This is a genomic window from Duganella sp. GW821-FHT07F09, from assembly GCF_059418705.1.
Window position 1 is genome coordinate 519284 of sequence record NZ_JBWKQJ010000001.1, and the last position, 25875, is coordinate 545158.

The window sequence follows — 25875 nt, forward strand, 5'->3', positions numbered from 1 at the left end:
CCATGAGCAGCCTGTTCCTCGATACAGAAGAAATTGTCGATTTGACTCACTACCGACGCGCCGCCGAGCAGCTACGCAAGCTCAAGGAAATGGGCGTGCCGGCTACGCGGCTGCGGGACAACACGGTCCGGGTCCTCCGTATGCACCTTATCCATCCGACAGCCGCGCCTGTAGCGCCGGCGCCGCAACGGAAATCGTCACGTAAATGAATCGCCATCGAAAAACAAATCGCGGACTTCCGCGCCGCGTGTACCTGAAAAGCGGCGCGTATCGGTTCCTGGCCCCGGAGCCGATGCTCGTTCCCAAGACAGGAAAAAAACAGTGGTGGATACACCTCGCGTACGAGCACGAAGGCGAAACGGCTATGCTCACGGCGCTGGCGCAGCTGCTCGGTGCCGCGACGTCGATAGAAGGCAGCATGCCGCACGCGTGCGGCGAGTTCAAGGCCAATAAGCTCGGGCGCTATTCTCAGGAGACACGGGAGCAGTACGCTCGCTTTCTCGATGTCATTGCCGACGAGTTCGAGGACTTTCATGCCGCCCAGGTCACGACGAAAGAGTGCGCCGGCTTCCTGCGCGACCGCTTCAAGGGCAAGGCCAACACGGCGAAGAAATACGCCGCGCTGATGGGCAAGCTGTTCCGCTACATCATTGGGGAAATGGGACTGCGTCAGGACAACCCCGTCGACCAGCTCGACATGTCCGACTATCAAACCCGCCGGCGCGAGGTGCTGGCCACCCACGAGCAGATTCAGAAGATCCGCGCCGCCGGCATGCAGAGCAAGCCGCGAAAGGACACCGGCCAGGTCATCCCAACGGCCAGCGGCCCGATGTTCGCTTGCATAATCGACATGTCCTATCTGCTGTGGGCGCGCGCGATCGACATCCGGACGCTGAAGGAGGCGCAGATAGAAGGCGGGCATATACGAATAAAGCCGAGCAAGACCATGAAGACGAGCGGCAAGGTGGTGGACATCGTCGTCACCCCGTCAATCCAGCGTGTAATCGACACAGCTCGCGAAATCAAGCGTAAATACGGGATCATCAGCCCTTATTTGTTTCCGACCCAGAAGGGCACTCCGTACGCGAAATCAGGACTGATATCGATGTGGGACCGCGCCAAAGAGCGTATCGGGATGACCGATGACGTGACGTTCAAGGACATCCGGGCGCTCGGCGCCACCGATGCGGCGCGGCGCGGCGAGAATCGAAAACACATTCAGGATCGACTGGCACACACCTCGGGCGACACCACCGACATCTACATCAAGGAGGCGATACCGGACGTGTCGAGCATCGACATGGACCTTCCCTGGGCTTAATTGAGGCCGCAGTCACACCGCCGGAAAAGACAAAAGCAGTGCTGTATATTATATTTCGTATAATATACAGCACTGCTTTTTTGTACAGCTTTCGCTGTAAGTCTTTGATTCTATTGGTCGGGGCGAGAGGATTCGAACCTCCGACCCCGTGCACCCCATGCACGTACGCTACCAGGCTGCGCTACGCCCCGACGAATTCGCAATTATAGCAGTCGCTTTAAGTATTTGTCATGTTTGCTTTGCGCCACAGTGGCATGGAATTCCCTCGCGTACACGGCTAAGATATCCGCCATGTCCGAACCCACATCCGCCCACCTGCTCGAACAAGCGGCCGCCCTGGTCTCCGACGCCGATCTGCTGGTGATCGCCGCCGGCGCCGGCATGGGCGTCGATTCCGGTTTGCCGGATTTTCGCGGCAACCAGGGCTTCTGGCAAGCCTACCCCGCCCTCGCCCGCGCACGGATGGAATTCACCAGCGTCGCCTCGCCGGACACCTTCCGCGCCGATCCGTCGCTGGCCTGGGGTTTCTACGGCCATCGCCTCAAACTGTACCGAGACACCGCGCCGCACGCCGGTTTCGCCATGCTCAAGGACTGGGGCACCCGCATGGACCACGGCTACGGCATTTTCACCAGCAACGTCGACGGCCAATTCCAGCGTGCCGGCTTCGATCCGCAGCGAATCTACGAATGCCACGGCTCCATCCACCACCTGCAATGCCTGGCGCCCTGCGACGGCGAGATCTGGAGCGCCGACGATTTTCGACCGGAGGTGGATAACGACGCCTGCCGGCTACTGAACCAGCCGCCGACCTGTCCGCGCTGCGGCGCGCTGGCGCGGCCGAACATCCTGATGTTCGGCGACTGGGGCTGGAATGAACACCGCTCGGCGATGCAGGAGAGGCGTTTGACTGCGCTGCTGGAAAAAGCCCGGCGGCCGCTGGTCGTGGAACTGGGCGCCGGCGTGGCGATACCGTCGGTGCGCCACTTCGGCCAGCGCGTGATCCAGCGGCATGGCGGCCGCATGATACGCATCAATCCGCGCGAACCACAGGTGGCCGGCGCCCGCGACGTCGGCCTGCCGATGGGCGCCCTGGCCGGCCTGGCCGCCGTCGACGCCCTGCTCTAAACGATTTACACCAATTTGAAGGCGATGCCGGACAGGCCGTCGACCTTGCCGGTCAGGGTCTGCCCGCGCACCACGGCGCCCACGCCCTCCGGCGTGCCGCTGAAAATCAGGTCGCCCGGCGCCAGCGCGAACAAGGTCGATAAATTGGCGATGGTTTCGCTGATCGACCAGATCAAGTGGTCGATGGTGGCCGACTGCCTGGTCACGCCGTCGACGTCCAGCCGTATCGCGGCGTGGCCGATGTCGCCCGCTTCGGCGGCGCGGTGGATCACGCCGATCGGCGCCGAGTAGTCGAAGGCTTTGCCGATTTCCCATGGCCGGCCGGCGTCGCGCATCTTGAACTGCAAATCGCGGCGCGTCATGTCCAGGCCCACCGCATAGCCGAAGATGTGCTGCGCCGCGTCTTCCACGGCGATGTCGCTGCCGCCCTTGCCGATGGCGACCACCAGCTCGCACTCGTAGTGCAGGTTGTTGGTCACTTGCGGATACGGCAGCTCCACCACCTGCCCCGGCGCGACCGGGACCAGCGCCTGGGCATCGTTCGGTTTGCAGAAGAAGAATGGCGGTTCGCGATCCGGGTCGTAGCCCATCTCGCGCGCGTGGGCGGCGTAGTTGCGGCCAACGCAGTAGACGCGGCGAACGGGGAACAAATCGGTGGTGCCGGCGACCGGCAGGCCGACGATGTCGTGGGCGGGAATAACGTAGGAAGTCATGATGCTCCGATGGCTGGAATGGGAGATCAGCCATGGTACAACAACAAAAACCGGCCTGCTCGGCCGGAAACACTACGAGACAAATTCGTTCGGCCGAATCAGGTCATCAACAGCGCGGTCATCGCGACGCGGAAGGATTCCGCCAAGCCGTCGCGGTTCATATTGGGCCGGTTCAGCGCGCGGATGGGCAAGCCCTGGAAGTACGAGATGATGGTGTCGACGCGACCGTCGACCAGTTGGTCGTCCACCGGCAGGTTTCGACGCTCGCGCCCCTCCTTGACCAGCAGTCGCAATTGCATGCGCGATTTTTCCTCGTGCACCTGCAGTTTGGCGGCGATCACCGGATTGCGCGACGCTTCCGCGTACATCTCCAGCGGCACATGCCAGGGCTGCGGATCGAGCGTCTCGTCGATATGGCGGCGCGCATCGTCGATCATGGCCTGCAAGGGGTCGTCGCGCGTTTGCAGGTCGACCAGCAGCCCGGTGACGTACTCGCTCTCGCGCTCGACGATCGCCATGATAATGGCGTCCTTGCTGTCGAAGTAATTGTAGATATGGCCGGCGCTCATGCCGGCTTGCTTGGAAATCTCGGACATGCTGGCGCCGTGAAAGCCACTGCGCGCGAAGCACACGGCCGCCGCCTCCAGCACCTGGTTGCGGCGGTTCTGCGCACGTTCCGGGTCGGTGCGTCGTTTTGCGGGGGTAGTCATGTCGTGTCCTTGGGTCTCTCTCTATGCCTAGGTGCGGAACTGTGGCGATGCCGACCGGGTTTGTCAATCCACCCTTGGGTCGATGCGGCGGGCGCGCAACAGCCGTGTGAAATGGCCGCGGCGCCCACCGCCCGCTTCCAAAAGTCTAGCCGCGCGGCGGATTGCCTTGTTGAGCAACCTCAGGTTGCCAGCCGCCGCCGAGCACCTTGTACAGGGTGACGGCGTTGCTGGTCTGGTTCAGGCGCGTGCTGATCAAGCCCTGCTGGGCCGAATACAGCGCGCGCTGCGACACCAGCGCGTTCAGATACGTGTCGGCGCCCTTGCGGTAACGGGCGTCGTTGATCTTGAAGCTTTTCTCCGCCGCGTCCACCAGGGCCTGTTGCGACGCCAAACGCTCGTCGATCGTGCCGCGCGTGGCCAAGGCGTCGGCCACCTCGCGGAAGGCGACCTGGATCGCCTTCTCGTACTGCGCCACATAGATGTCGCGGTCCGTCTTGGCGATACTCAGATTGGCGCGATTGACGCCGCCGTCGAAGATCGGCAAGGTGACCTGCGGCAGGAAGCTCCACGTGCCCGAACCGGATTTGAACAATCCGGACAGGTTGCGGCTCGCGCTGCCGCCGGACGCCGTCAGCGAAATGCTGGGGAAGAAGGCGGCGCGCGCCACGCCGATGTTGGCGTTGGCGGCGCGCAGCGTGCGCTCGGCCTGCTGCACGTCGGGACGGTTGCGCAGCAAGTCGGACGGCAGTCCGGCCGGAATCGCGGCCAGTTGCGTGACCGGATTGAGTTCGTCGGCCGGCATCAGGTCGGCCGGCACGGTGCCGCCCACCAGCAGGTTCAGCGCGTTCTGGTCCAGCGCCACCTGCGCGGTGTAGGTGGCGACGTCGTTGCGCGCGGCCTGCACGCTGGTCTCGGCGTCGTACATGTCGACGCCGGAGGTGACGCCGTTCTCGAAGCGCTTGCGGCTCAAATCATAGGTGATCTGCTGGCTGCTCAAGGTTTCCGCCGCCAGCTTCAAACGCTGCTGGTCGGCCGTCAGGGTCAGATAGGCGTTGGCCACTTCGGCCACCAGGCTGATTTGCTGCGTGCGGCGCGCCTCCTCGGTGCCCAGGTAGGTCTGCAAGCCCGCTTCGGAGGCGTTGCGCACCTTGCCGAAGAAGTCCAGCTCATACGACGGCATCGACAGCCCGCCGCTGTACTGGCGCACGATTGCCGCCTCGCCGGTGCCGGTCATATTGGCAGGCGTGCGGCTGGCGCTCTGGCTGACACCCGCATTCACCTTCGGCAGCAGCGCCGCCGTCTGGATGTTGTACTCGGCGCGGGCGCGCTCGATGTTGAGCACCGAGACGCGCAGGTCGCGGTTGTTGGCCAGCGCCAGCTCGATCACCTTGCGCAGGCGCTCGTCGGCGAAGTACTCGCGCCACTGGATTTCCGACACCGGCTTGGCGTCGGCGGCGGCCGGCGGCACGCCGTTGTATGCTTCACCGGCCGGCCAGGCCTGCCCGACCGGGGCGGCCGGACGCTCATATGTCGGCGCCAGGCTGCAACCGGCCAGCAGCGCCAGCGCGGCCATGGTGATTAAAGACTTATGCATGATTTTCATGATTAATGCGCCTCCAATTGCGAGGTTGGCGCCGGTGGCGTGACCTTCTTCTTGCTGAAGAAGCCGCGCACCAGCACAAAGAACAGCGGTACGAAGAAGATGCCGAGGAACGTGGACGTCAGCATCCCGCCCAGCACGCCGATACCGATGGCGTTCTGGCTGCCCGAACCGGCGCCGCTGCTGATCGCCAGCGGCAGCACGCCCAGACCGAAAGCAATCGACGTCATCAGAATCGGACGCAGACGCTGGCGCACCGCCTGCAAGGTCGCGTCACGCAGTTCGACGCCCTGCTCCTGCAGGTCCTTGGCGAATTCCACGATCAGAATCGCGTTCTTCGCCGCCAGGCCGACCACCGTCAGCAGACCGACCTGGAAGTACACGTCGTTCGACAGTTTGAACAGGAACGTCGCCAGCACCGCGCCGACCACGCCCAGCGGCACGATCAGCAGCACCGAGAACGGAATCGACCAGCTTTCATACAGCGCGGCCAGGCACAGGAACACGATCAGGATCGAGATGCCGTACAGCGCCAGGGTTTGCGAGCCGGAGTCGCGCTCTTCCAGCGACAGGCCGGTCCACTCGTAGCCGATACCCGGCGGCAGCTTCTTCGCCAGGGCTTCGATTTCGGCCATCGCCGTGCCCGAGCTCTGGCCCGGCGCCGGGGCGCCCAGGATCTCGCTCGACGACAAACCGTTGTAGCGCTCCAGGCGCGGCGAGGCGTAAATCCACTCGCCGGTCGAGAAGGCCGAGAAAGGCACCATCTCGCCGTCGGCGTTACGGACGAACCATTTCTTCAGGTCTTCCGGCGCCATGCGCGATTCGGCCTGGCCTTGCAGGTACACCTTCTTCACGCGGCCACGGTCGACGAAGTCGTTGACGTAGGCGCTACCCCAGGCGTTACTCAACACCTGGTTGACGTTGGCCACGGTCAGGCCCAGCGCGATGGCTTTCTGCTGGTCGACGGTGATCTTGTACTGCGGCGTGTCTTCCTGGCCGTTCGGACGCACGCCGACCAGCACCTTGCTCTGCGAGGCCATGCCCAGCATCTGGTTACGCGCGGCCATCAAGGCCTCGTGACCGACGCCGCCCGTGTCCTGCAGCTGCAAGTCGAAGCCGGAAGCGTTACCCAGTTCCAGCACGGCCGGAGGAGCGAAGGCGAACACCATCGCATCCTTGATCTGCGAGAACGCCCCCATGGCGCGGCCCACAATGGCGTTGACCGCGTGGTCGGCGCCCTTGCGCTCCGACCAGTCCTTCATGCGGACGAAGGCGATACCGGTATTCTGGCCGTTACCTGCGAAGCTGAAGCCGGCCACCGCGAACACCGAAGCCACGGATTCCTTCTCGTTGTTCATGAAGTGCTGTTCGACCTTTTCGATCACCTTGAGCGTGCGCTCCTGGGTGGCGCCGGTCGGCAGCTGGATCTGCGTGAACAGCACGCCCTGGTCCTCTTCCGGCAGGAAGGAGGTCGGCAGGCGCATGAACACGAAGGCCAGCACGCCGAGGATCAGCGCGTACACCACCAGCGAACGGCCGCCACGGTTCAGGATCTTGCCGACGAAGCCTTCGTACTTATGGCTGCTCTTTTCGAACGTGCGGTTGAACCAGCCGAAGAAACCGGTGTTGATCGCCGTGTGGCCTTTCGGTACGGGCTTGAGCAGGGTGGCGCACAGCGCCGGCGTAAACACCATCGCCACGATCACCGACAACACCATCGCCGAGACGATCGTGATCGAGAACTGGCGGTAAATCACGCCGGTGGAACCGCCGAAGAAGGCCATCGGCACGAACACCGCCGACAGCACCATGGCGATGCCGACCAGCGCGCCGCTAATCTGCGTCATCGATTTGCGGGTCGCCTCGAGCGGCGACAAGCCCTCCTCCGTCATCACCCGCTCGACGTTTTCCACCACCACGATGGCGTCATCGACCAGCAAGCCGATCGCCAGCACCACCGCGAACATGGTCAATGTGTTGATCGAGTATCCAAGCACCGACAGGATGGCGAAAGTCCCCAGCAGCACGACCGGCACGGCCATGGTCGGGATCAGGGTGGCGCGGAAGTTCTGCAGGAACAGGTACATCACCAGGAACACCAGCACGATCGCCTCGATCAGGGTCTTGACGACTTCCTCGATCGAGATCTTGACGAACGGCGTGGTGTCGAAGGCGACGACGGCCTTCATCCCGGGCGGGAACAGTCTTTCCAGTTCCGCGACCTTGGCCTTGACGGCGGTGGCGGTATCGAGCGCGTTGGCGCCGGTGGCCAGCTTGATGGCCATACCAGTGGCGGCGTTGCCGTTGTAGCGCGACAGCACGGCGTAGTTCTCGCTGCCCAGTTCCATTTTGGCGACGTCGCGCAGGTGCACGGTGGCGCCATTGGCGGAGGTTTTCAGCAGGATCGCGCCGAATTGTTCGGCCGTTTGCAGGCGGCTTTGCGCCGACACGGTGGCGTTGAGCTGCTGGCCCTTGGCGGCCGGCAGGCCGCCCAGTTCACCGGCGGAGACCTCGGTGTTTTGCGCGGTGATGGCGGCGGTGACGTCGGCCGGCGTCAGTTGATAGCTTTGCAGCTTGGCCGGGTCGAGCCAGATGCGCATGGCGTACTGCGAACCGAAGGCGGTGACGTCGCCCACGCCTTCGACGCGGCTGATCGGATCGATGACGTTGGCGGCCACATAGTCGCCCAGGTCGGCCTGCTTCATGCTGCCGTCCTCGGAGATAAAGCCGAGCACCATCATGAAGTTCTTGGTGGCCTTGCTGACCACCAGGCCCTGTTGGGTGACGGCGGCCGGCAGCAGCGGCGTGGCCAGTTGCAGCTTGTTCTGCACCTGCACCTGGGCGATGTCGGGATTGGTGCCGCTGCGGAAGGTCAGCGTGATGCTGATGCCGCCGGTCGAATCGCTCGACGAGTTCATGTAGCGCAGGCCGTCGATACCCTTCATCTTTTGTTCGATGACCTGGGTGACGGCGTCCTCCACGGTTTTCGCCGAGGCGCCCGGATAGGAACCGGAGATCGAGATCGATGGCGGCGCGATGCTAGGGTACTGCGCGATCGGCAGTCCCATGATCGCGAGTATCCCGCCGAGCATGATCACAATGGCGATCACCCAGGCGAAGATGGGGCGGTCAATAAAGAAACGTGACATAAGCTGGCTCCCGTCTTAGTGCGCGCTTTTGGCGGCGGGAGTGGCTGCTGCGGCGGCTGGCGTGCCCGGAGCGGCGGCGGGAGCGGCTGCGGCCACCTTGGCCGGCGCGCCCGGTTTGACTTTTTGCAGCCCTTCGACGATCAACAGGTCGCCTGCGGCCAGGCCGGATTTGACCAGCCATTTGTCGCCCTGGGTGCCGGTGGTGACCAGCACGCGCTGTTCGACCTTGCCCTGCGGGTTGAGCACCAGCGCGGTGGCCTGGCCCTTCTGATTGCGGCTCACGCCCTGCTGCGGCACGGCGATGGCCTGCTCGTCGACGCCGGCCTCCACCACCGCGCGCACGAACATGCCCGGCAACAGGTCGTTCTTAGGATTCGGGAACAAGGCGCGCAGCACCACGTTGCCGGTGCTGGTGTCGACCGAGACGCCGGAGAACTGTAGCTTGCCTTCCTGCGCGTACTTGCTGCCGTCGGCCAGCATCAGGGTGACCTTGGCCTGGCCCGATTGTTTCAGGCTGCCGTTTTCCATCTCGCGCTTAAGGCGCAGCAGGTCTTCGCTCGATTGCGTGATGTCGACGTAGATCGGGTCGAGCTGCTGCACGGTGGTCAGGGGATCGGTCTGGTTGGCGGTCACCAGCGCGCCCGGGGTCACCGTCGAACGGCTGATACGGCCGCTGATCGGCGCGTACACGTGGGTGTAGCGCAGGTTGATCTGCGCCTCTTCCAGCGCGGCGGCGGCCGATTCCACATCGGCCTTGGCCTGGGCGTCGGCGGCGACGGCGTCCTCGTAGTCCTGGCGGCTGACGCCTTCTATGGCGACCAGCTCCTTATAACGGGCGACTTTGGGGCCGCTGGTCAGCACGCTGGCCTTGGCCTTGGCCAGGGCCGCCTTGGCCGAGTTGACGCTGGCCTGGTACAGCGACGGGTCGATCTGATAGAGGGCGGTGCCGGCCTTGACGTCGGCGCCCTCGACGAACAGGCGTTTTTGTATCAGTCCGTTGACCTGCGGGCGCACTTCGGCCACCTGGAAGGCGGCGGTGCGGCCCGGCAGTTCGGTCGTGATTTGCAGCGCTTGCGGCGCCACCTTAAAAACGCCCACTTCCGCCACCTGCGTTTGAGGTGCTGCGGGCGTGGATTTGGAGCAACCGGATACGAGCACGGTTGCGGTGATCAGGGCTGCTGCCCCGGCCGTCCGCAGGGACGGTTTGCAGAAAAGAGCTTCCATGGCTTGGGACTTTCTGTAGAAATTATGAGCACAAACCATAGAATGAACGATCATTCTAATTATGTCAAGCCGGCATTTAATTATGTGTAGCAACTTTAAGGGCGATTTAAGAAAGTCTCCGCAGAGCGCATGTGATTGCACAAAGGAAATTTGTCTATAACAGCGGAACCATCTGGACTTTCCGGTGCTACAATGAAATTACTTTCTTTCGGTTATCTTTCAGTCGCGACGCACAGTAAAAACTTGCCGTTATGACCACATCGACCGCCCTTAGCCTCCGCACGGCCCGGCCTCGGCTCACCACGCTGGTGACGGCCGGCGTTAGCGCCACGGTGCTGCTGACCGTGCTCTCGCTGCTGATCCTGGTCGAGCATTTCGCCTTCAACTATGCCGAGCGTGAAGCCGGACAGCGCCTGCAACAACTGTCCTGGCAAACACGCGACGCCCTCAACCGCGTGCAGCAGAAAGCCACCGGCGACGTCCAGCTGTTGAGCGACCTGCCGCAGGTGCGCGACGCCAAGTCGCCGGCCGAGGTGCGCGCGGTGCTCGAAAGCGTGCAAAAAGCCTTCCCGGACTACGCCTGGATCGGCCTGGCCGCGCCGGACGGGCGCGTCTACGCCGCCACCCAAGGCCTGCTCGAGGGCGCCGACGTGGGCGGGCGCGACTGGTTCAAGGGCGCGCGCGACAAGCTGTACGCCGGCGACTTCCACCCCGCCACCCTGCTCGGCAAGAAATTGCCGGCCAGCGTGGACCCGTGGCGCTTCGTCGACGCCGCCGGCCCGGTGACGGGCGCGGACGGGAGCGCGCGCGGCGTGCTGTGCGTGCACATGAGCTGGGGCTGGGCGCGGCGCATGGCGCAAACCATCGTGGCGCCGGCCGACCAGGCCTACGCGGCCGACATCTTCGTGGTGCGCGCCGATGGCACCATCATCCTCGGCCCCAAGGGCATGGAGGAGCGCAAGCTGGCCAGCGACAGCCTGAAGCTGGCGCGCACCGGCGCCACCGGCGCGGTCCGGGAAACCTGGGCCGACGGCCGCAGCTACCTGAGCGGCTACTCGCTCACCGGCAAGGCCGGCGATCCGGCCACGCTGGCATGGTCGGTGATCGTGCGCCAGCCGGAGGACGTGGCGCTGGCCTCGGCGCGGGCGCTGGAGCGGCGCATCCTGCTGCTGGGCGCCATCCTCGGCGTGGCGATGGCGGCCGCCGCCGCCGTCATCGCACGGCGCTACACCCGCCCGCTCAACGCCCTCAGCCGCAACCTCGAATTGCGCTCGGCGGCGCCGGCCTGCGCCGCCGGCCTGCCGGAAATCGTCCAGGTCGACAGCTTCCACGAGGTGCAGGTGTTGTCGAGCGCGCTGGCGCGCATGCTCGACAACGAGCAGTCCCATCTGGCGGCGCTACGCGCGCTCAACGAAAAGCTCGAATCGACGGTGGGCGAGCGCACCCGCGAGATCGCCCGCAAGGCGCTGCAACTGGAGCGCGCGCTGGCCCAGGAACACAGCACGCAGCGGCTGCTGCAGGAACGGGCGGCCGAGCTGCGCGCCATCCTCGACAACGCGCACGACGCCTTCATCGCCCTCGACGAGGGCGGCGTGGTGCTGGACTGGAACCGCCAGGCCGAAAAGCTGCTGGGCTGGACCCGCGCCGAGGTGATCGGCCAGCCGCTGGCGGCGATGGTGCTGCCGCCGCTGCTGCGCCGCGCCTACGAGCGCGACATGCGCCAGCTGGCCGAGGCCGGCGACAGCGGGGGCGTCGGCGCAGCCGGCGAGGCCGCCGTGCTCAACCGCCGCGTCGAGGTGACCCTGCACGACCGCGACTGCCGGGAACTGCCGGTCGAGATCTCGCTGGCCTACGTGCCGCGCAGCAGCGGCCACCTGTTCATCGCCTTCCTGCACGACATCAGCGAGCGCAAAAAACTGTTCGCGTCAATGGAGGAGATGGCGCTGCGCGACACCCTCACCGGCCTGCCCAACCGGCGCGCGCTGCTGCAGACCTTGACCGAGGCGACGCAGCGCGCCAGCCGCCTGCGCCAGTGCTGCGCCGTGTATTTCCTCGACCTTGACCGCTTCAAGCAGATCAACGACCGCTACGGCCACGACGAAGGCGACGAGCTGCTGCGCCAGTTCGCCGCGCGGGTGCGCGGCGCGGTGCGCAAGACCGACACCGTCGGCCGCCTGGCCGGCGACGAGTTCGTCGTCATCGTCGAGATGCTGCACTGCGAGGCCGACGCCCGCGAGGCGGCCGACAAGCTGCTGGCGGCGCTGCGCCGGCCGTACCCGCTCAAGACCGTCACGGTCCAACTCGGCGCCAGCATCGGCATCGCCGTGCACCACCCGGACGACCCGCAGGATATCGAAATGCTACTCGGCCGGGCCGACCGCGCCATGTACGTCAACAAGCAGCAGGGCTTGCAGCGTATGGCGCACGGCTAGCCTGCGGCCGGCAGCGCGGCGCTTTGTTCGCTAGCGTACGTATCTTTCATATCAAAAACCCTTCTTTCCCCGTTTCCGGTAATATTTAAGGCACCTCAAGGCCACGGATTCGACCATGGAAGCACAAAACAGCGTCACCAATCTTTTTCTCTCCACCGGGGTGCCCGGCCTGGACATGGTCCTGGCCGGCGGCCTGACACGCGACCGCCTGTACCTGGTCGAAGGCGAACCGGGCACCGGCAAAACCACCCTCGCGTTGCAATTCCTCAACGAGGGCGCGCGCCAGGGCGAGACCGTGCTCTACATCACGCTGGCCGAGACGGCGGTCGAGTTGCGCAGCGTGGCCGAGTCCCATGGCTGGGACATGGGCGGCATCCAGGTCGAGGAGATCATCCCCAACGAGAATGCGCTCGATCCGGACCAGCAGTACACCATCTTCCACCCGTCCGAGATTGAACTGGGCAGCACCACCCAGCGCATCGTCGCGGCGATCGAAAAATACAAGCCGCGCCGCGTGGTGCTCGACTCCCTGTCCGAGCTGCAGCTGCTGGCCGAAAGCCCGCTGCGCTACCGGCGCCAGGTGCTCGCGCTCAAGCAGTACCTGACCAGCCGCTCCTGCACCACCATCTTCCTCGACGACCGCACCGCCCTGTCGACCGACCTGCAGGTGCGCAGTGTGGCGCACGCCGTGCTGACGCTGGAGTTGGCCGACCAGGCCTACGGCGCCGAGCGGCGCCGCGTGCGCGTGGTCAAGTACCGCGGCATCGCCTTCCACGGCGGCGCCCACGACTACAAAATCATCAAGGGCGGCCTGCACGTCTATCCGCGCCTGGTGGCGGCCCGCACGCGCGTCGACAGCCTGCGCCGCCAGCTCTCGAGCGGCCTGCCGGAACTGGACCAGCTGATCGGCGGCGGCCTGGAGGAAGGCATGAGCACCCTGATCTCCGGCCCGCCGGGCACCGGCAAGTCGTCGCTGGCGGCGCAGTTCATCCACGCCGCAGCGCAGCGCGGCGAGGCCAGCGCCATGTTCCTGTTCGAGGAGGCGCGCAACAACATGCTCAACCGATGCAGCAACCTGGGCATGGATTTAAGCGGCGCCCTCGACCAGGGCTTGCTGACGGTGCAGCAGATCGACCCGGCCGAACTGGCGCCGGGCCAGTTCGCGCACGCGATCGTCGAGGCGGTCGAGCGCGGCGTGCGCATCGTCGTCATCGACAGCCTGAACGGCTACCTGAACGCGGTGCCCGACGAGCGCTTCCTGACCATCTACCTGCACGAGCTGCTGACGTACCTGGGCCAGCGCGGCGTGGTCAGCATCATCGTCGGCGTCCAGCAGGGCATGATCGGCACCGGCATGACCACCTCGGTCGACGCCAGCTACATCGCCGACAACGTCATCATGCTGCGCTACTTCGAGGCTGCCGGCGAGGTGCGGCAGGCCATCTCCGTGTTCAAGAAGCGCGGCAGCGCGCACGAGCGCACCATCCGCCGCTTCCGGGTCACGCGCGACGGCATCAAGGTCGGCGAGGTGCTCAAGAATTTCCACGGCATCCTGACAGGCGTGCCGACCTACACCGGCGGCGACGGCCACGGACATCCCGTTGACGGCGCCCAAGGCTGACACGATGGAGACGCGCATCCTGATTTACGCGCCGTTCGGCCAGGACGGGCCGCTGGCGGCCAAGGTGCTGGCGATGGCGCAGATCGACAGCCACGTCTGCGATACCCTGGCCGACCTGGCCGCGCAGCTGGAGCTGGGCGCCGGCGCGGTGCTGACGGTGGAGGAGGCGCTGGGCCCCGGCGGCTTCAAGCTGCTGCAGGACTGGGTGTCGCGCCAGCCCGACTGGTCGGACCTGCCGATCGTGCTGCTGACCCACCGCGGCGCCGATTCGCAGACGGTGCGCCAGGCGGTGGCCGGCCTGGGCAACCTGAACCTCATCGAACGGCCGGTGCGCACCTTGACCCTGATCACCGCGCTGCACTCGACGTTGCGGGCACGCAACAAGCAATACCAGGTGCGCGAGGCGGCGCGCCGCAAGGACGAGTTTCTCGCCAGCCTGGGCCACGAACTGCGCAACCCGCTGGCGCCGATCCGCACCTCGGTCTCGCTGCTGACGCACCTGTATCCGGACGCGGCGCCGGTGGCGCGCATCCGCGACATGGTCGAGCGCCAGGTACGCCTGCTGACGCGCCTCGTCGATGACTTGCTCGACGTCGCCCGCATCACCAGCGGCAAGATCAAGCTGCAGCGCCAGCTCGTCACCCTGGCGTCGGTGATGAACCACGTCAGCGAACTGTGCGCGCAAGCGGCCGCCGCCAAGCGCATCCACGTGGCCTGGCAGTTGCCCGCCAGCGAGATCATGCTCAACGCCGACTACGCGCGCGTGGTGCAGATCTTCGCCAACATCCTGTCGAACGCGATCAAGTTCACGCCGCAGGGCGGCAACGTGGTGGTGCGCGCCGTGGTCGAGCGCAACAACCTGACCGTGTCGTTGCGCGACAACGGCATCGGCCTGGATGCCGAAACGATCCCGCGCATCTTCCGCATGTTCGAGCAAAGCAACACCGTGGTGGGCCAGTTCTCCAGCGGCTTGGGGATAGGATTGAGCCTGTCGCGCCAGTTCGCCGAAATGCACGGCGGCACCGTCGAGGCCTACAGCGAGGGGGTCGGCAAGGGCAGCGAGTTCGTCATCCATCTCCCGGTCGTCAACGACAGCGGCGCGCGCGAGCCGGTGCCGCTGTCCTCCCCCGCCGCCGCCGATGGCCGCAAGATGAAGGTGCTGGTGGTCGACGACAACACCGACGCCGCCGATTCGTTGTCGGCGCTGCTGGAGATCGACGGTTTCGACGTGCGCACCGTCTACGACGGCGCGGCCGCCGTGGCGATGGCCGCCGAGAACCAGCCGGACATGATCATCATGGACCTGGGCATGCCCGGCATGGACGGCTACGAGACGGCGCGGGCGATCCGCCAGCGCCCCGGCGCCGAGCGGATTTTGATGCTGGCCCTGACCGGCTGGGGCCAGAGCGACGCCCGCCGCCGCACGGTGGAAGCGGGCTTCGACCACCACCTGGTCAAGCCGGTGGAGCTGGAGCAGATCGTCCGCTTGGCCGGTGCGCGCCAGAACCGCGAGCAGGTGCAGGCGGCGCGCTGACAGGGTTTGGGTTACAGCCGCCGGTTACAGCGGCTTGACGTTGACCGTGGCGCCTTGCAGATACAGGGCGTTGGTCGATTCGAAGCCCGAATCGGTGCCCAGCACGATCCAGAACTTGCCGTCCTTGTCGGCCTGCAGTTCGACCGCCTCGTCCGACTTGCGCTCCTGCGTGGCCCACTTGCCGCCGCTGCAGCCCAGGCCCTCGCCGCCCTGCACGCCGATCACCTTGCCCTGGCGTCCCGATTCGGCCTGGTTGCCGCGCTCGAGGTTCAGGCGCAGTTCGTCGTTGGCCTGCTTGACCACTTTCGGCTCGTCGGCGCTGGCCGCGACCACCATCCACATGCTCTCGCCGCGCGAGCCGCCCACACCAAAGCAACCGGTGCCCGCGTCGGTCGCATAGCGCATCGCGAAGGTCACCGCGTACTTCGCGCCCGGCACGAAGCCGGCGACCTGGCGTTTGACGAAGGTCATCACATCGTCGCTCTTGTTGGTCGAGATCAGGTAGTAGCCCTTGCCCGTCAGCGGCGCCGGCAGGTCCTTCCACGCGGCGGCCACGTCGATCGGCTTGGTCTCGTCGGTGAAATCGGCGACATCGGCGCTCCAGCCGTCGATGCCGGCGTTGAAATCGACCGTGATGACCGAAGCGACGGGCTTGGGCGGCGCCACCGGCTCGGGCGGTTTGGCCGGACCGACGACGACATCGGTGCCGCCGCCGCAGGCGGTCAGCGTGGACATGGCGAGCATGCCGGACAGCGCCAGCACGGACATGATTTTGGTTTGCTTGAACATTGTTTTCCCCTGGTTTTAGAAGGCACCCTCGTGAGGCGCCGACGTGCAGTCTAAAGAAAACTTGTCAATTTGAATCAGTAATTTGTAACGACTAGTAAGTTACAATTTATAACCTTCAGCATGGCCGTTTTTTGGTAGGACAACTCCGGGGTCAGGTCCACCATTGCTACACGAGCTCGAGCGTAGAGAGATCGATCGTTGCTTTCGGAATCACTACGGTTTAGCCCGTGTAGCAATGGTGGACCTGACCCCGGAGTGTTTTTTGTTGACCCTCACGCGGCGTGATCCCGCACAATCGGGGTGTCATGGAGGGAGGAGCAGATGAAACAGACAGTCAAACAGGTCGCCAAGGCATCCGGCATCAGCGTGCGGGCATTACATCATTACGACGAGATCGGACTGCTGAAGCCGGAGATCGGGCCCAACGGCTATCGCTACTACGGCCTGGAGGAGCTGCTGCGCCTGCAGCGCATCCTGTTCTACCGCGAACTGGGCATCGCGCTGGCCGAGATCCGCCGCATGCTCGACGATCCGGCCTTCAACACCCGCGCCGCGCTGGTCGAGCTGCGCCGGCGGGTGGAGGCGGAGATCGAGCGCCGCCGCGACCTGGCCAGGACCATCGACCGCACACTGGCATTGATCGACGCCGGCAAACCCTTGAACCCGCAGCGCCTGTTCGACGGCGTCTCGCCGGAAAGACAGGCGGCGTGGGAGGCCGAGCTGACGGACCGTTACGGCGATCCCGCCACCGACGCGATCCGGCAATCGCGCGACGCCCACGCGGCGCTCTCCCCCGCCGGCATGATCGACTTCAAGGCGGAAATCGACGCCATCCACGCCAGCTTCGTGACGCTGATCGGGCGCGGACTCCCACCCGACTCTGACCAGGCCCAGGCGGAGACCGCGCGCCACTATCGCTGGGTGAGCCGGTCCTGGCGACCGGACGCGGACGCCTACGCGGCGCTGGGCGCGCTCTACATCGACCATGCCGAATTCCGTGTCATGTACGACGCGCTTCATCCCCGGCTGGCGCCTTTCCTGGCCGAGGCGATGGCCGTTTATGCGCAACGGGCGCTCGGCGCGGAGCAAGCGTGAAACGCCGGGACTTCCTGGCACTTCCACTGATAGGAGCAATGACCATGTCGAGCCACAGCGCGAACGCCGCGACGAAAGAACAAGACGTTTCCGTCACCGTCGCCGGCGTCAAGATCGCATGCCGATTCAGCCCGTCCGACGGCGATGCCGCGGGCGCGGTGTTGATCGTGCCCGGCTCGCTGTTCAGCGACGTCGACGGAAACTATCCAACGATGAATATGCGCCCGCATGCGTATGCGGATCTGGCGAGGCATTTGAGCGCGCGCGGCTTCGCCGTGCTGCGGATGGCCAAGATAGGCCCCGGCACCGGATCGCAGACGATCGATGCCATGCGCGCAGCTTCGCATGTGGATTTCCTGACGCGGGTGACGGTCGCCAGCGCCGGTTTGGCGCTGCTGCGCGGGAGCGTCGGCGCGCGGCCCGTCATCGTCGCCGGCCATAGCGAGGGCGCGGTGGTGGCGTCGCTGCTGGCCGGCGGCGCGGACCGGCGGATGATCGATGGCGTGGTCGGTTTGTCCGGCCCGGCGCTGCCGATCTTCGCCGTCATGCGGGCGCAGGTCGCGGCGATGACGCCGGACATGACGCTGTTCGACCGCACGGTGGCGGCGATCCGCGCCGGCAAGCCACTGCCTCCCGAGGCGGCGCGCGATCCGCGAACGGCGATACTGGCGACGATGCCGGCGATGGGACACGCCTATCTGCGCAGCGCCGACCAGGTCGACCCTGTGGCGGCGCTGGCGAAGGTTCGACAGCCGGTGTTGATCGTTCAAGGAGGGCGGGACGCGTCGGTGCCGCCGGAGCATGCGGACTTGCTGCGCGCGGGACGCGGCGGGCTACCGACACAGGTGGCGCTCTTCCCCACGCTGAACCACTTCTACAAGACGACACCGGCGGGCCTGCCGCCGATGCAATCGATGATGTTGGAAACCGAAAGCGACACGGCGGTAGCCGACGCCATCGCAAGCTGGTCGAAGCGGCTAGCCACAGATCCACGTAGGGCGGATTAGCGAAGCGTAATCCGCCAATCTTGGAGCCGCCGACGAAGCCTGGCGGATTACGCGCTGCGCGCTAATCCGCCCGACGTGTCTCCGCGCCACATCGGCAGTCCCGGGCCGCGACTCCTCGCGCCAGGTCCGCGCGTGGCCTCCTCCCTACTTCCAGTCCCCGCGCAAATCGAGCACCTGCTTCTGCAAGCCCTCGGGCGTGACATCATGCGGCGGCACCGGCAGCCCCACCGCCAGCGCCAAGCGCGAACGCAGCCCGTTGCGGAAGGCCCGCTGGAACACATTCTCCCCATTGCGGCTGAGCAGGTGCCCCCACAGCCCGCGCAGCGCCATCGGAATCACCGGCACCTTCGAACGCTCGATGATCTTCGCGATACCGCCCTTGAACTGGTTGATCTCCCCGTCATGCGTCAACCGCCCCTCCGGGAAGATACACACCAGATCCCCCTCGTGCAGCGCCTGCGCGATATCGATGTAGGCCTTCTCCATCAGCCACGGGTCCTCCTTGGCCGGCGCGATCGGAATCGCGCGCGCCGTGCGGAAGATCCATCCCAACAGCGGCAGCTTGAAAATACGATGATCCATGACGAAGCGGATCGGCCTCGGACTGGCCGCGCCGATAACGATGGCATCGACATAGCTGACGTGGTTACACACCAGCACCGCGGCCCCCTCGGCGGGAATGCGCTCGGCGTCGATGGTGCGCACGCGGTGCACGGTGTGGATCAGCAGCCAGGCCAGGAAGCGCATCAGGAACTCCGGCACCAGCGAGAAGATGTAGATCGCCACCAGCGCGTTGAGCAGCGCCGTCACCAGGAACAACTGCGGGATCGTGAAGCCCTGCCCCAGCAGCACGATGGCCAGGCCGGCCGCCGCCACCATGAACAGCGCGTTGAGGATGTTCATGCCGGCGATGGTGCGCGAAATGTGTTCCGGGTCGCAGCGGGTCTGGATCAGCGCGAACAGCGGCACGATGAACAGGCCGCCGAACAGGCCGATCATCAGGATGTCGAACAGGATGCGCCACATGCCGTGCTGCGCCAGCAGCGCGATCGCGTCCAGGTGCGGGCCGGCCGTCAGCGCGGCCACGCCGCTGCCGTAGGCCAGGCTGGCGAAATACAGGTCCACGCCGAAGATCGTCAGGCCGATGGCGCCGAACGGCACCAGGCCGATTTCCACCTTGCGTCCGGACAGGCGCTCGCACAGCAGCGAGCCGCTGCCCACGCCCAGCGAGAACACCGTCAGCAGCAGCACGAAGGCGCTATGGTCGCCGTGCAGGTAATCCTTGGCGAACACCGGGAACTGCGACAGCACCAGCGCGCCGTAGAACCAGAACCACGAGTTGCCCAGCATGGACAGGAACACGGTGCGGTTCTTGCGCGAGAAATTGATATTGCGGATCGATTCGCTGACAAAGTTCCAGTTGATCTTCAGGTCGGGCGCCGGCGCCGGCGAGCTGGGAATGCGGTAGGCGGCGATCAGCCCGAGGACCGCGAAGAAGATGGTGCCACCCGCCTCCAGCAGGATGCCGTGCGGCTGCTGCACCACCAGGATGGCGCCGAGGATCTCGCCCAACAGGATGCCGACGAAGGTGCCCATCTCGGTCACGCCGTTGCCGCCGATGAGTTCCTCCGGCTTGAGCTGCTGCGGCAGATACGCATATTTGACGGGGCCGAACAAGGTCGAATGGACGCCCATGCCGACCACGCCCAGCACCAGCAGCCACAGGGTGTGCGTCATCCAGCCCACGCCCGCCACCAGCATGATGGCCAGTTCCAGCCACTTGATGAAGCGCGTCAGGCCGGCCTTGTCGAATTTGTCGGCCAACTGGCCGGCGGTGGCGGAAAACACCACGAACGGCAGGATGAACAGCCCGGGGATCAGGTTGGTGACCAGGGACGGCGACAGCGTGGTCCAACTGAGCGCGTCGAAGGTGATGATGACAATCAGCGCGGTCTTGAAGAGATTGTCGTTGAACGCGCCGAGGAACTGGGTCCAGAAGAACGGCGCGAAGCGGCGTTGCGTCAACAGGGAGAACTGATTGGGCTGGCTCATATCGTGCAAATCCTTGCTATCTGGAAATTCCGGAAAGATTGAGCGGATTATAACCGCATGCCGGCCCGCGCCGGCATGCTGATGTGGAAGCCGGTGGTGAGCCAGATCAAACAGCCGGCGCACCCGGCCGCGGCTTGCGAAATGCTACGGTTTGACGCCCACCAGATTGATCAACGTCTCCTCGCGCACGGCCTTCGGCTTGATGCGCAGCGCGGTCTCCAGAATGCCCAGATCCTCGCGGCTCCACCACAGGAAGGGATACGACACCGAACCATCCGGCACCGAGAAGCCGGCCGCGCGCACCATCGCCAGATACTCGGGCGCCGTCTTCTGCACATCCATCGGATGGCGGAACAGCAGGCGGATGATCCACGAGTGGATATAGCGCTTGGTCGATTCGGCGAACAACAGCACTCCGCCCGGCTTGAGCACGCGGAAGAACTCCTGGATCGCGCGCTCCTGATCGATCAGGTGGTGAAAGGTCTGATGGCAGAACAGCAGGTCGACGGAGTTATCTTCCAGCTTGATGTTCGAGCTGGAACAGCAAATGAAGTCGGCCGTGATGTTCAGCGCCGCCATCTCCTTGGCCGATTCCTGCAGCATCTCGGGATCGATGTCCATGCCGATCAAGCGCTTGGGCGCGAAGCGCTGGTGCAGCTTGCCCAGGGAGCGGCCAAAGCCGCAGCCCACGTCGGCCACCACGTCGTAGCCGCGCCGCTCGGCCGGCATCATGCGTTCCAGGTCCGCCAGCGCGCGCTCCAGCACATGGACGGTCCAGGTCTCGGTGCGCAGGAACCATTTGCCGAACGCCGTCTCCGGCACATGGGGATCGCCGGACGGCTGCATTACATCGAAATTGGCGCTCATAAGATCTTCATCTACGTTGGTTTAATAAAATTACGGGTGCGCGGCGACAACGTGAATTCACGTACAATATCCATCCCTCGTCGTTCGTTAAGCCCCGTGTTAGTCCTTCGTCCCCGCCTGCTGCTTGCAACATTGTCATTGCTACTATTGAGCGCCACCGCCGTGGGCCAGGACACGTCCGCAGTCTTGCCCGCGCCGGTGCCGGCTCCTGTGCGTTTCCTGCTCACCTTCGACGACGGACCCGCCGCCGCCGACAGCGACAACCCCACCGTGCATATCCTCGAGACGCTGGCCCGCAATCCGCTGCAGGACAACATCAAGGCCGTGTTCTTCACCCAGACCCGCGCCTGGCACGGCGGCGGCACGGAGGTCGGCCGCGCGCTGATCAAGCGCGAACACGACGATGGCCACATCGTCGCGCTGCACACCGCCACGCTGTTCCATTCGAACCACCGCTTCATGAGCAAACAGACGCTGGACGAATCGATGCGAAAAGGCGTCGACGACCTGACAGGCATCACCGGCGTCGCGCCCAAGCTGGTGCGCCCGCCTTTCTGGGCCTACGACGCCGAGACGCTGGAGTCGTACCGCCAGCACGGCATGCGCATGCTGCTGACAGACCTCAATGCCAACGACGGCAAAATCTACGGCATCAACTTCAGCTGGCACAAACGTTCGAACATGCTGAAGCACCTGGGCGAGACGCGCAAGCGCTGGGCGGCGGGCGCCATGCCGGTGGTGGACGGCAGCACGCCGGTCGTCGTCACCTTCCACGACGTGAACACCTACACCTCGCGCCACATCCAGGAATACCTCGACATCCTGATCGACGTCGCGCGTGAACTCGACGTGCCGCTCGCGGCCAAACCGTTCTACGACGACCGCGACGAACTGGAACGCGCCGCGCTGGCCAGCACCGTCAGCAACCCGAACGCCAAGCCGCAGCTGCCGGGGCTGTGGAACTGGCTGTGGCAGTGATGCCAAAATCAATCTGAAACACGTAGGGCGGATTAGGCGGAACGCCGTAATCGGCCATCGATGAGCCGCCGACGGCGCATGCATGGCCGATTACGCTGCGCTAATCCGCCCTACGTGTTTCAGATCAAAATAACCGTTTCAGGCCAGGTTGACGACTTCCATCCTGGGCGCGTCGTCCAGCGGCACCTCGCTACATATCACCACCGACAGCTCGTCATGCGGCACGGCGACATAATGCCCGCCGGCGCCCCCACCCAGCTTGAAACGCGCTTCCTTCTCGCTCCACATCCGGTAAAACCCGTCGACGCGCCGCGCCTCCGGCAATCCCTCCCAACGCGCCATCTCGCGCGCGTCGAATGCCTGCGCGGCCAGCGCGGCCAGGTCGCGCCCGGCGTCGCGCATCTCGATATCCAGTCCGAGGGCGGTCTGCGCGCTCACCGCGCAGGCGACCCAGCGGCCGCTGTGCGCGATGCTAAATCCCGGTGTGGAACCCTTGACAGCCGGCGACACCAGCAACGGCGCCTTGCCGACCTGCTCCTCCAGCTGGATTTCCCGCGCCTCGACGTTCAGCAAGCGGCCCAGCGCCTTGCGCAGCAACACGCGGCCCACCACGAACTGGCGCAGCCGCTGCGCGCGGACAAAGCGCTGATAGCGCGCCAGCTCGCCCGCCGACAGCCATTCGCGGAAACGCAGCAGATCGGCGTCCGCCACCGCGTCCGCATCCACCATCCACAGCGTCGCCTCAGTCATGGCCGCCGGCTGTCACTTGGCCAGCTTGACGAAATCGCCCTTGAGCGCGACGCCGGCCATGATGGCGCCGTCCGCGCACTCGTACTCGGTCTGGCTGGCGAATTCCTGGTCCTTGAAATTGCTGACGATGTTGACCACCGCGTCCGCGCCGACTTCAGTGGCGCGCTTCTGCAAGGCCAGCATGGCGGACAGGAACACCCAGTTGCAGGCTTTTTCGGCGGACTTGCCGAAGCCGTTGGTGCGCTGGCTGGTCTTGTCGGAGGTGATCTTGCTCGCCACCTTGGGCGTCTGCTGGTCGGCGAAATAGAACTTCACCGAGTCGCCCAGGCGCTGCTGCGCGTCATTGGCGGCCATTGCTCCGGCGATCGGGAACTTGATCATCTTGTCTTCGGCCGAAGCGGAGAACGAGGCGGTCAGCGAAACAGCCAGCATGGCCGCGGTAACGATGGTTTTTTTCATTGTCGTCTTCCTATTTAACGTAACGTTTAAAAATCAGAGAAGTATTGATGCCGCCGAAGGCGAAGTTATTCGACATCACGTACTCGCATTGCAGCGCGCGGCCTTCGCCGGCGATGTAGTCCAGCCGCGCGCATTCGCCGTCCACTTGTTCAAGGTTGATGGTCGGCGCGAACCAGCCCTCGCGCATCATCTCGATGCTGATCCACGCCTCCAGCGCGCCGCACGCGCCCAGTGTATGGCCCATATAGCTTTTCAGTGAGCTGATCGGCGTCTTGTCGCCGAACACCGCCAGCGTCGCCTGCGATTCGGCGATGTCGCCCTGTTGCGTGCCGGTGCCGTGGGCGTTGATGTAGCCGATGTCCGACGGCTGCAGGCCGGCGTCGCTTAACGCCAGCTGCATCGCCTTTTGCATCGTGGCCGCATTCGGCTGCGTGACGTGGCAGCCGTCGCTGTTGGTGCCGAAGCCCACCAGCTCCGCGTGGATCGCCGCGCCACGCGCCAGCGCATGATCCATATCCTCGAGTATCAGGCAGCCGGCGCCCTCGCCGATCACCAGGCCGTCGCGGCCGGCGTCGAACGGACGCGGTGTCGTATGGCCGGCGTCGTTGCGGGTGCTGGTGGCGAACAGCGTGTCGAACACCGCCGCCTCGGTCGCGCACAGTTCCTCGGCGCCGCCGGCCACCATCGCCAGCTGCTTGCCGGCGCGGATGGCCTCGTAGGCGTAGCCTATGCCCTGGCTGCCGGATGTGCAGGCGCTGGACGTGGTGATCACGCGTCCGGTGATGCCGAAGAAGACGCCGATGTTGACCGGCGCCGTGTGCGACATCATCTTGATGTAGGTGGTGGCGTTGATGCCCTTGGTGGTGCGCTCCTCCATCATGCGGCCAAAGTCGCCGATGGCGCTCGGCGTGCCGGCCGACGAACCGAACGACACACCCAGGTCGCCGCCCTTGAGCAGCGGATGATCGAGCAGGCCGGCGTCGGCCAGCGCCAGCTCGGTGGCGCGCGTCGCCATCAGCGCCACGCGGCCCATGCTGCGGACGGCCTTGCGGTTATAGCGTTCGGTCAGTTCGAACGGCGCGGCCGGCGCGCCCAGGCGCGTGTTCAGGCCCTCGTAATCGGACCAGTCGTCCATGTGCACGACGGCGTTGCGGAACTCGCCCAGGCGCTGGCGAACGGCGGCCCAGTCGTTGCCGATCGGGCTGATGCCGGCCATGCCGGTGACGGCGACGCGGCGGCTCATGCCAACCCGCCGTTGACGGAGATGACCTGGCGCGTGATGTAGCCCGCCTCCTCGCCGATCAGGAAGCTGACGGCGGCCGCCACCTCCTCCGGCTTGCCGACGCGGCGCGCCGGTATCAGCTTGAGCGCCTCGTCCATCGGCACGTCGCCTATCATGTCGGTCTCGATCAGGCCGGGCGCCACGCAGTTGACGGTGATGGCGCGCTTGGCCAGTTCCAGCGCCAGCGCCTTGGTCGCGCCGATGATGCCCGCCTTGGCCGCGCTGTAATTGACCTGGCCGCGATTGCCGATCAGGCCCGACACCGATGCCAGGGTGACGATGCGGCCCGGTTTGCGCCGCTGCACCAGCGGCATCACCAGCGGATTGAGGACGTTGTAAAAGCCATCCAGGTTCGTCTGCAACACGATGTCCCAGTCCTCGCCGGACATCGCCGGGAAGGCGTTGTCGCGGGCCACGCCGGCGTTGCACACCACGCCGTAGTAGCAGCCGTGTTGTTCGATGTCCGCCTCCAGCGCGGCGGCGGTGGCGGCGCGGTCGCCGATATCGAACTGCAGCACGCGCGCGGCGCGGCCCATCGCTTCGATCTCCCGCGCCACCGCGTCGGCTTCGGCGCGCTGGCTGCGGCAATGGAGCACCACGTCGTAACCGTCGCGCGCGAGGCGCAGCGCGATCGCCTTGCCGATGCCGCGGGAAGATCCCGTCACCAGCACGCTCATGGACTTGTTCTGATTCATGCTACGTTTCCATCTTTGAGAAATTGATTGACATTATCGGGCTGGAAAACAGTCACCGTCGCCGTGGCCAGGCTGGCCGCGTTGGCATCGGCATCGGCCGACACGATCCGGCAATCGAAGGCGCCCAGGCCGTTTTCCGCCTGCAGCACGCGGTGCACGTGCACCAGCAGCACGCTGCCCGGCGCAAAATACGGCACGCTGGTCTCGTACTTGCGCGAGCCAAGCAGGAATCCCACCTTGACCGCGTCGCCGCGTTTCCGCGCCAGCCAGCCCGCGTGCGCGGCGATCGCCTGCGCCATATATTCGATGCCGACCCACGAGCCCACGCCTTGTTCGGTCGCCAGCACGCTGCCGCCGTGGATGCGCACCTCCGCGCACAGATTGTCCTCGTCGGCGCTGACCACGCGTTCGAGCAGCACCATCTGGCCGGAATGCGGCACCAGCGTAGCGACATCAGGCATCGCGTCCG

At 65.3% G+C, this 25875-nt stretch carries 22 protein-coding genes and 1 tRNA gene; 9 read left to right on the forward strand and 14 right to left on the reverse strand.

Annotated elements, in window-relative coordinates; all coding sequences use genetic code 11:
• Positions 1-2: 2 nt before the first annotated feature.
• Positions 3-209: a DUF4224 domain-containing protein gene (locus AC07P1_RS02410; protein WP_494694331.1), complete on the forward strand. Its 207-nt coding sequence runs from the start codon at positions 3-5 to the stop codon at positions 207-209.
• Positions 206-1321, forward strand: coding sequence for a tyrosine-type recombinase/integrase (locus AC07P1_RS02415; RefSeq protein WP_494694332.1), 1116 nt, complete (start codon positions 206-208; stop codon positions 1319-1321). Before AC07P1_RS02410 ends, AC07P1_RS02415 begins: the two co-directional genes overlap by 4 nt.
• Positions 1322-1435: 114 nt before the next feature.
• Here the strand turns inward: AC07P1_RS02415 and AC07P1_RS02420 are convergent.
• Positions 1436-1512, reverse strand: a tRNA-Pro gene (locus AC07P1_RS02420).
• A gap of 100 nt (positions 1513-1612) precedes the next feature.
• Here AC07P1_RS02420 and AC07P1_RS02425 point away from each other — a divergent pair.
• Positions 1613-2449, forward strand: a complete 837-nt coding sequence (locus AC07P1_RS02425; RefSeq protein ID WP_494694333.1) for an SIR2 family NAD-dependent protein deacylase — start codon at positions 1613-1615, stop codon at positions 2447-2449.
• Positions 2450-2454: 5 nt separating this feature from the next.
• Here AC07P1_RS02425 and AC07P1_RS02430 read toward each other — a convergent pair whose 3' ends face one another.
• The 5 genes from AC07P1_RS02430 to AC07P1_RS02450 all read right to left on the reverse strand — a co-directional run bounded on the left by AC07P1_RS02430 (position 2455) and on the right by AC07P1_RS02450 (position 9845).
• A complete protein-coding gene (locus AC07P1_RS02430) occupies positions 2455-3162 on the reverse strand; it encodes a fumarylacetoacetate hydrolase family protein (protein ID WP_494694334.1) in 708 nt (235 codons plus the stop codon).
• 98 nt (positions 3163-3260) lie between these two features.
• Positions 3261-3872, reverse strand: coding sequence for a TetR/AcrR family transcriptional regulator (locus AC07P1_RS02435; protein ID WP_494694335.1), 612 nt, complete (start codon positions 3870-3872; stop codon positions 3261-3263).
• 145 nt (positions 3873-4017) lie between these two features.
• Positions 4018-5466, reverse strand: a complete 1449-nt coding sequence (adeC, locus tag AC07P1_RS02440; RefSeq protein ID WP_494694336.1) for an AdeC/AdeK/OprM family multidrug efflux complex outer membrane factor — start codon at positions 5464-5466, stop codon at positions 4018-4020.
• A gap of 11 nt (positions 5467-5477) precedes the next feature.
• Positions 5478-8621: an efflux RND transporter permease subunit gene (locus AC07P1_RS02445; RefSeq protein ID WP_494694337.1), complete on the reverse strand. Its 3144-nt coding sequence runs from the start codon at positions 8619-8621 to the stop codon at positions 5478-5480.
• 15 nt (positions 8622-8636) lie between these two features.
• Positions 8637-9845: an efflux RND transporter periplasmic adaptor subunit gene (locus AC07P1_RS02450; RefSeq protein WP_494694338.1), complete on the reverse strand. Its 1209-nt coding sequence runs from the start codon at positions 9843-9845 to the stop codon at positions 8637-8639.
• A 251-nt stretch (positions 9846-10096) separates the two neighbouring features.
• On the opposite strand from AC07P1_RS02450, the gene AC07P1_RS02455 reads away from it, so the two are divergent.
• The 3 genes from AC07P1_RS02455 (at position 10097) to AC07P1_RS02465 (ending at position 15432) form a co-directional block, all read left to right on the forward strand.
• Complete coding sequence (locus AC07P1_RS02455) at positions 10097-12277, forward strand: diguanylate cyclase domain-containing protein (protein ID WP_494694339.1); 2181 nt, start codon at positions 10097-10099, stop codon at positions 12275-12277.
• Between the two features lie 115 nt (positions 12278-12392).
• A complete protein-coding gene (locus AC07P1_RS02460) occupies positions 12393-13898 on the forward strand; it encodes an ATPase domain-containing protein (protein ID WP_494694340.1) in 1506 nt (501 codons plus the stop codon).
• A complete protein-coding gene (locus AC07P1_RS02465; RefSeq protein ID WP_494694341.1) occupies positions 13879-15432 on the forward strand; it encodes a hybrid sensor histidine kinase/response regulator in 1554 nt (517 codons plus the stop codon). Before AC07P1_RS02460 ends, AC07P1_RS02465 begins: the two co-directional genes overlap by 20 nt.
• 24 nt (positions 15433-15456) lie before the next feature.
• Here the strand turns inward: AC07P1_RS02465 and AC07P1_RS02470 are convergent, their stop codons facing one another.
• Positions 15457-16221, reverse strand: a complete 765-nt coding sequence (locus AC07P1_RS02470) for a hypothetical protein (RefSeq protein ID WP_494694342.1) — start codon at positions 16219-16221, stop codon at positions 15457-15459.
• Between the two features lie 321 nt (positions 16222-16542).
• On the opposite strand from AC07P1_RS02470, the gene AC07P1_RS02475 reads away from it, so the two are divergent.
• A complete protein-coding gene (locus AC07P1_RS02475) occupies positions 16543-17316 on the forward strand; it encodes a MerR family transcriptional regulator (RefSeq protein ID WP_494694343.1) in 774 nt (257 codons plus the stop codon).
• Between the two features lie 44 nt (positions 17317-17360).
• Entirely contained in the window at positions 17361-18323 is a 963-nt protein-coding gene (locus AC07P1_RS02480) for an alpha/beta hydrolase family protein (RefSeq protein WP_494694344.1), read from the forward strand.
• 144 nt (positions 18324-18467) lie between these two features.
• Here the strand turns inward: AC07P1_RS02480 and AC07P1_RS02485 are convergent, their stop codons facing one another.
• Together AC07P1_RS02485 and AC07P1_RS02490 are read right to left on the reverse strand one after the other, a co-directional pair.
• Complete coding sequence (locus AC07P1_RS02485) at positions 18468-20375, reverse strand: MFS transporter (RefSeq protein WP_494694345.1); 1908 nt, start codon at positions 20373-20375, stop codon at positions 18468-18470.
• A 144-nt stretch (positions 20376-20519) separates the two neighbouring features.
• Positions 20520-21242, reverse strand: a complete 723-nt coding sequence (locus tag AC07P1_RS02490; protein WP_494694346.1) for a class I SAM-dependent methyltransferase — start codon at positions 21240-21242, stop codon at positions 20520-20522.
• Between the two features lie 138 nt (positions 21243-21380).
• On the opposite strand from AC07P1_RS02490, the gene AC07P1_RS02495 reads away from it, so the two are divergent.
• Positions 21381-22220, forward strand: a complete 840-nt coding sequence (locus AC07P1_RS02495; RefSeq protein WP_494694347.1) for a polysaccharide deacetylase family protein — start codon at positions 21381-21383, stop codon at positions 22218-22220.
• Positions 22221-22358: 138 nt separating this feature from the next.
• On the opposite strand, the gene AC07P1_RS02500 is transcribed toward AC07P1_RS02495, so the two are convergent.
• Genes AC07P1_RS02500 through AC07P1_RS02520 form a run of 5 tightly spaced genes read right to left on the reverse strand, consistent with a single transcriptional unit; the run spans position 22359 to position 25867 of the window.
• On the reverse strand, positions 22359-22970 hold the full coding sequence (locus AC07P1_RS02500; protein ID WP_494694348.1) for a 4'-phosphopantetheinyl transferase family protein: 612 nt from the start codon (positions 22968-22970) through the stop codon (positions 22359-22361).
• Between the two features lie 12 nt (positions 22971-22982).
• Positions 22983-23429, reverse strand: coding sequence for an excinuclease ATPase subunit (locus tag AC07P1_RS02505; protein ID WP_494694349.1), 447 nt, complete (start codon positions 23427-23429; stop codon positions 22983-22985).
• 10 nt (positions 23430-23439) lie between these two features.
• Complete coding sequence (locus AC07P1_RS02510) at positions 23440-24672, reverse strand: beta-ketoacyl-ACP synthase (protein WP_494694350.1); 1233 nt, start codon at positions 24670-24672, stop codon at positions 23440-23442.
• Positions 24669-25406: a 3-ketoacyl-ACP reductase FabG2 gene (locus AC07P1_RS02515; RefSeq protein ID WP_494694351.1), complete on the reverse strand. Its 738-nt coding sequence runs from the start codon at positions 25404-25406 to the stop codon at positions 24669-24671. Before AC07P1_RS02515 ends, AC07P1_RS02510 begins: the two co-directional genes overlap by 4 nt.
• Entirely contained in the window at positions 25403-25867 is a 465-nt protein-coding gene (locus tag AC07P1_RS02520) for a hotdog family protein (RefSeq protein WP_494694352.1), read from the reverse strand. Before AC07P1_RS02520 ends, AC07P1_RS02515 begins: the two co-directional genes overlap by 4 nt.
• Positions 25868-25875 lie beyond the last annotated feature (8 nt).

Excerpts from the sequence above, each read along its gene's own strand:
- AC07P1_RS02410 (WP_494694331.1), top strand. The coding sequence starts at position 3 with ATGAGCAGCCTGTTCCTCGATACAGAAGAAATTGTCGATTTGACTCAC.
- AC07P1_RS02415 (WP_494694332.1), top strand. The coding sequence starts at position 206 with ATGAATCGCCATCGAAAAACAAATCGCGGACTTCCGCGCCGCGTGTAC.
- AC07P1_RS02425 (WP_494694333.1), top strand. The coding sequence starts at position 1,613 with ATGTCCGAACCCACATCCGCCCACCTGCTCGAACAAGCGGCCGCCCTG.
- AC07P1_RS02430 (WP_494694334.1), bottom strand. The coding sequence starts at position 3,162 with ATGACTTCCTACGTTATTCCCGCCCACGACATCGTCGGCCTGCCGGTC.
- AC07P1_RS02435 (WP_494694335.1), bottom strand. The coding sequence starts at position 3,872 with ATGACTACCCCCGCAAAACGACGCACCGACCCGGAACGTGCGCAGAAC.
- adeC (WP_494694336.1), bottom strand. The coding sequence starts at position 5,466 with ATGCATAAGTCTTTAATCACCATGGCCGCGCTGGCGCTGCTGGCCGGT.
- AC07P1_RS02445 (WP_494694337.1), bottom strand. The coding sequence starts at position 8,621 with ATGTCACGTTTCTTTATTGACCGCCCCATCTTCGCCTGGGTGATCGCC.
- AC07P1_RS02450 (WP_494694338.1), bottom strand. The coding sequence starts at position 9,845 with ATGGAAGCTCTTTTCTGCAAACCGTCCCTGCGGACGGCCGGGGCAGCA.
- AC07P1_RS02455 (WP_494694339.1), top strand. The coding sequence starts at position 10,097 with ATGACCACATCGACCGCCCTTAGCCTCCGCACGGCCCGGCCTCGGCTC.
- AC07P1_RS02460 (WP_494694340.1), top strand. The coding sequence starts at position 12,393 with ATGGAAGCACAAAACAGCGTCACCAATCTTTTTCTCTCCACCGGGGTG.
- AC07P1_RS02470 (WP_494694342.1), bottom strand. The coding sequence starts at position 16,221 with ATGTTCAAGCAAACCAAAATCATGTCCGTGCTGGCGCTGTCCGGCATG.
- AC07P1_RS02475 (WP_494694343.1), top strand. The coding sequence starts at position 16,543 with ATGAAACAGACAGTCAAACAGGTCGCCAAGGCATCCGGCATCAGCGTG.
- AC07P1_RS02480 (WP_494694344.1), top strand. The coding sequence starts at position 17,361 with ATGTCGAGCCACAGCGCGAACGCCGCGACGAAAGAACAAGACGTTTCC.
- AC07P1_RS02485 (WP_494694345.1), bottom strand. The coding sequence starts at position 20,375 with ATGAGCCAGCCCAATCAGTTCTCCCTGTTGACGCAACGCCGCTTCGCG.
- AC07P1_RS02490 (WP_494694346.1), bottom strand. The coding sequence starts at position 21,242 with ATGAGCGCCAATTTCGATGTAATGCAGCCGTCCGGCGATCCCCATGTG.
- AC07P1_RS02500 (WP_494694348.1), bottom strand. The coding sequence starts at position 22,970 with ATGACTGAGGCGACGCTGTGGATGGTGGATGCGGACGCGGTGGCGGAC.
- AC07P1_RS02505 (WP_494694349.1), bottom strand. The coding sequence starts at position 23,429 with ATGAAAAAAACCATCGTTACCGCGGCCATGCTGGCTGTTTCGCTGACC.
- AC07P1_RS02510 (WP_494694350.1), bottom strand. The coding sequence starts at position 24,672 with ATGAGCCGCCGCGTCGCCGTCACCGGCATGGCCGGCATCAGCCCGATC.
- AC07P1_RS02515 (WP_494694351.1), bottom strand. The coding sequence starts at position 25,406 with ATGAATCAGAACAAGTCCATGAGCGTGCTGGTGACGGGATCTTCCCGC.
- AC07P1_RS02520 (WP_494694352.1), bottom strand. The coding sequence starts at position 25,867 with ATGCCTGATGTCGCTACGCTGGTGCCGCATTCCGGCCAGATGGTGCTG.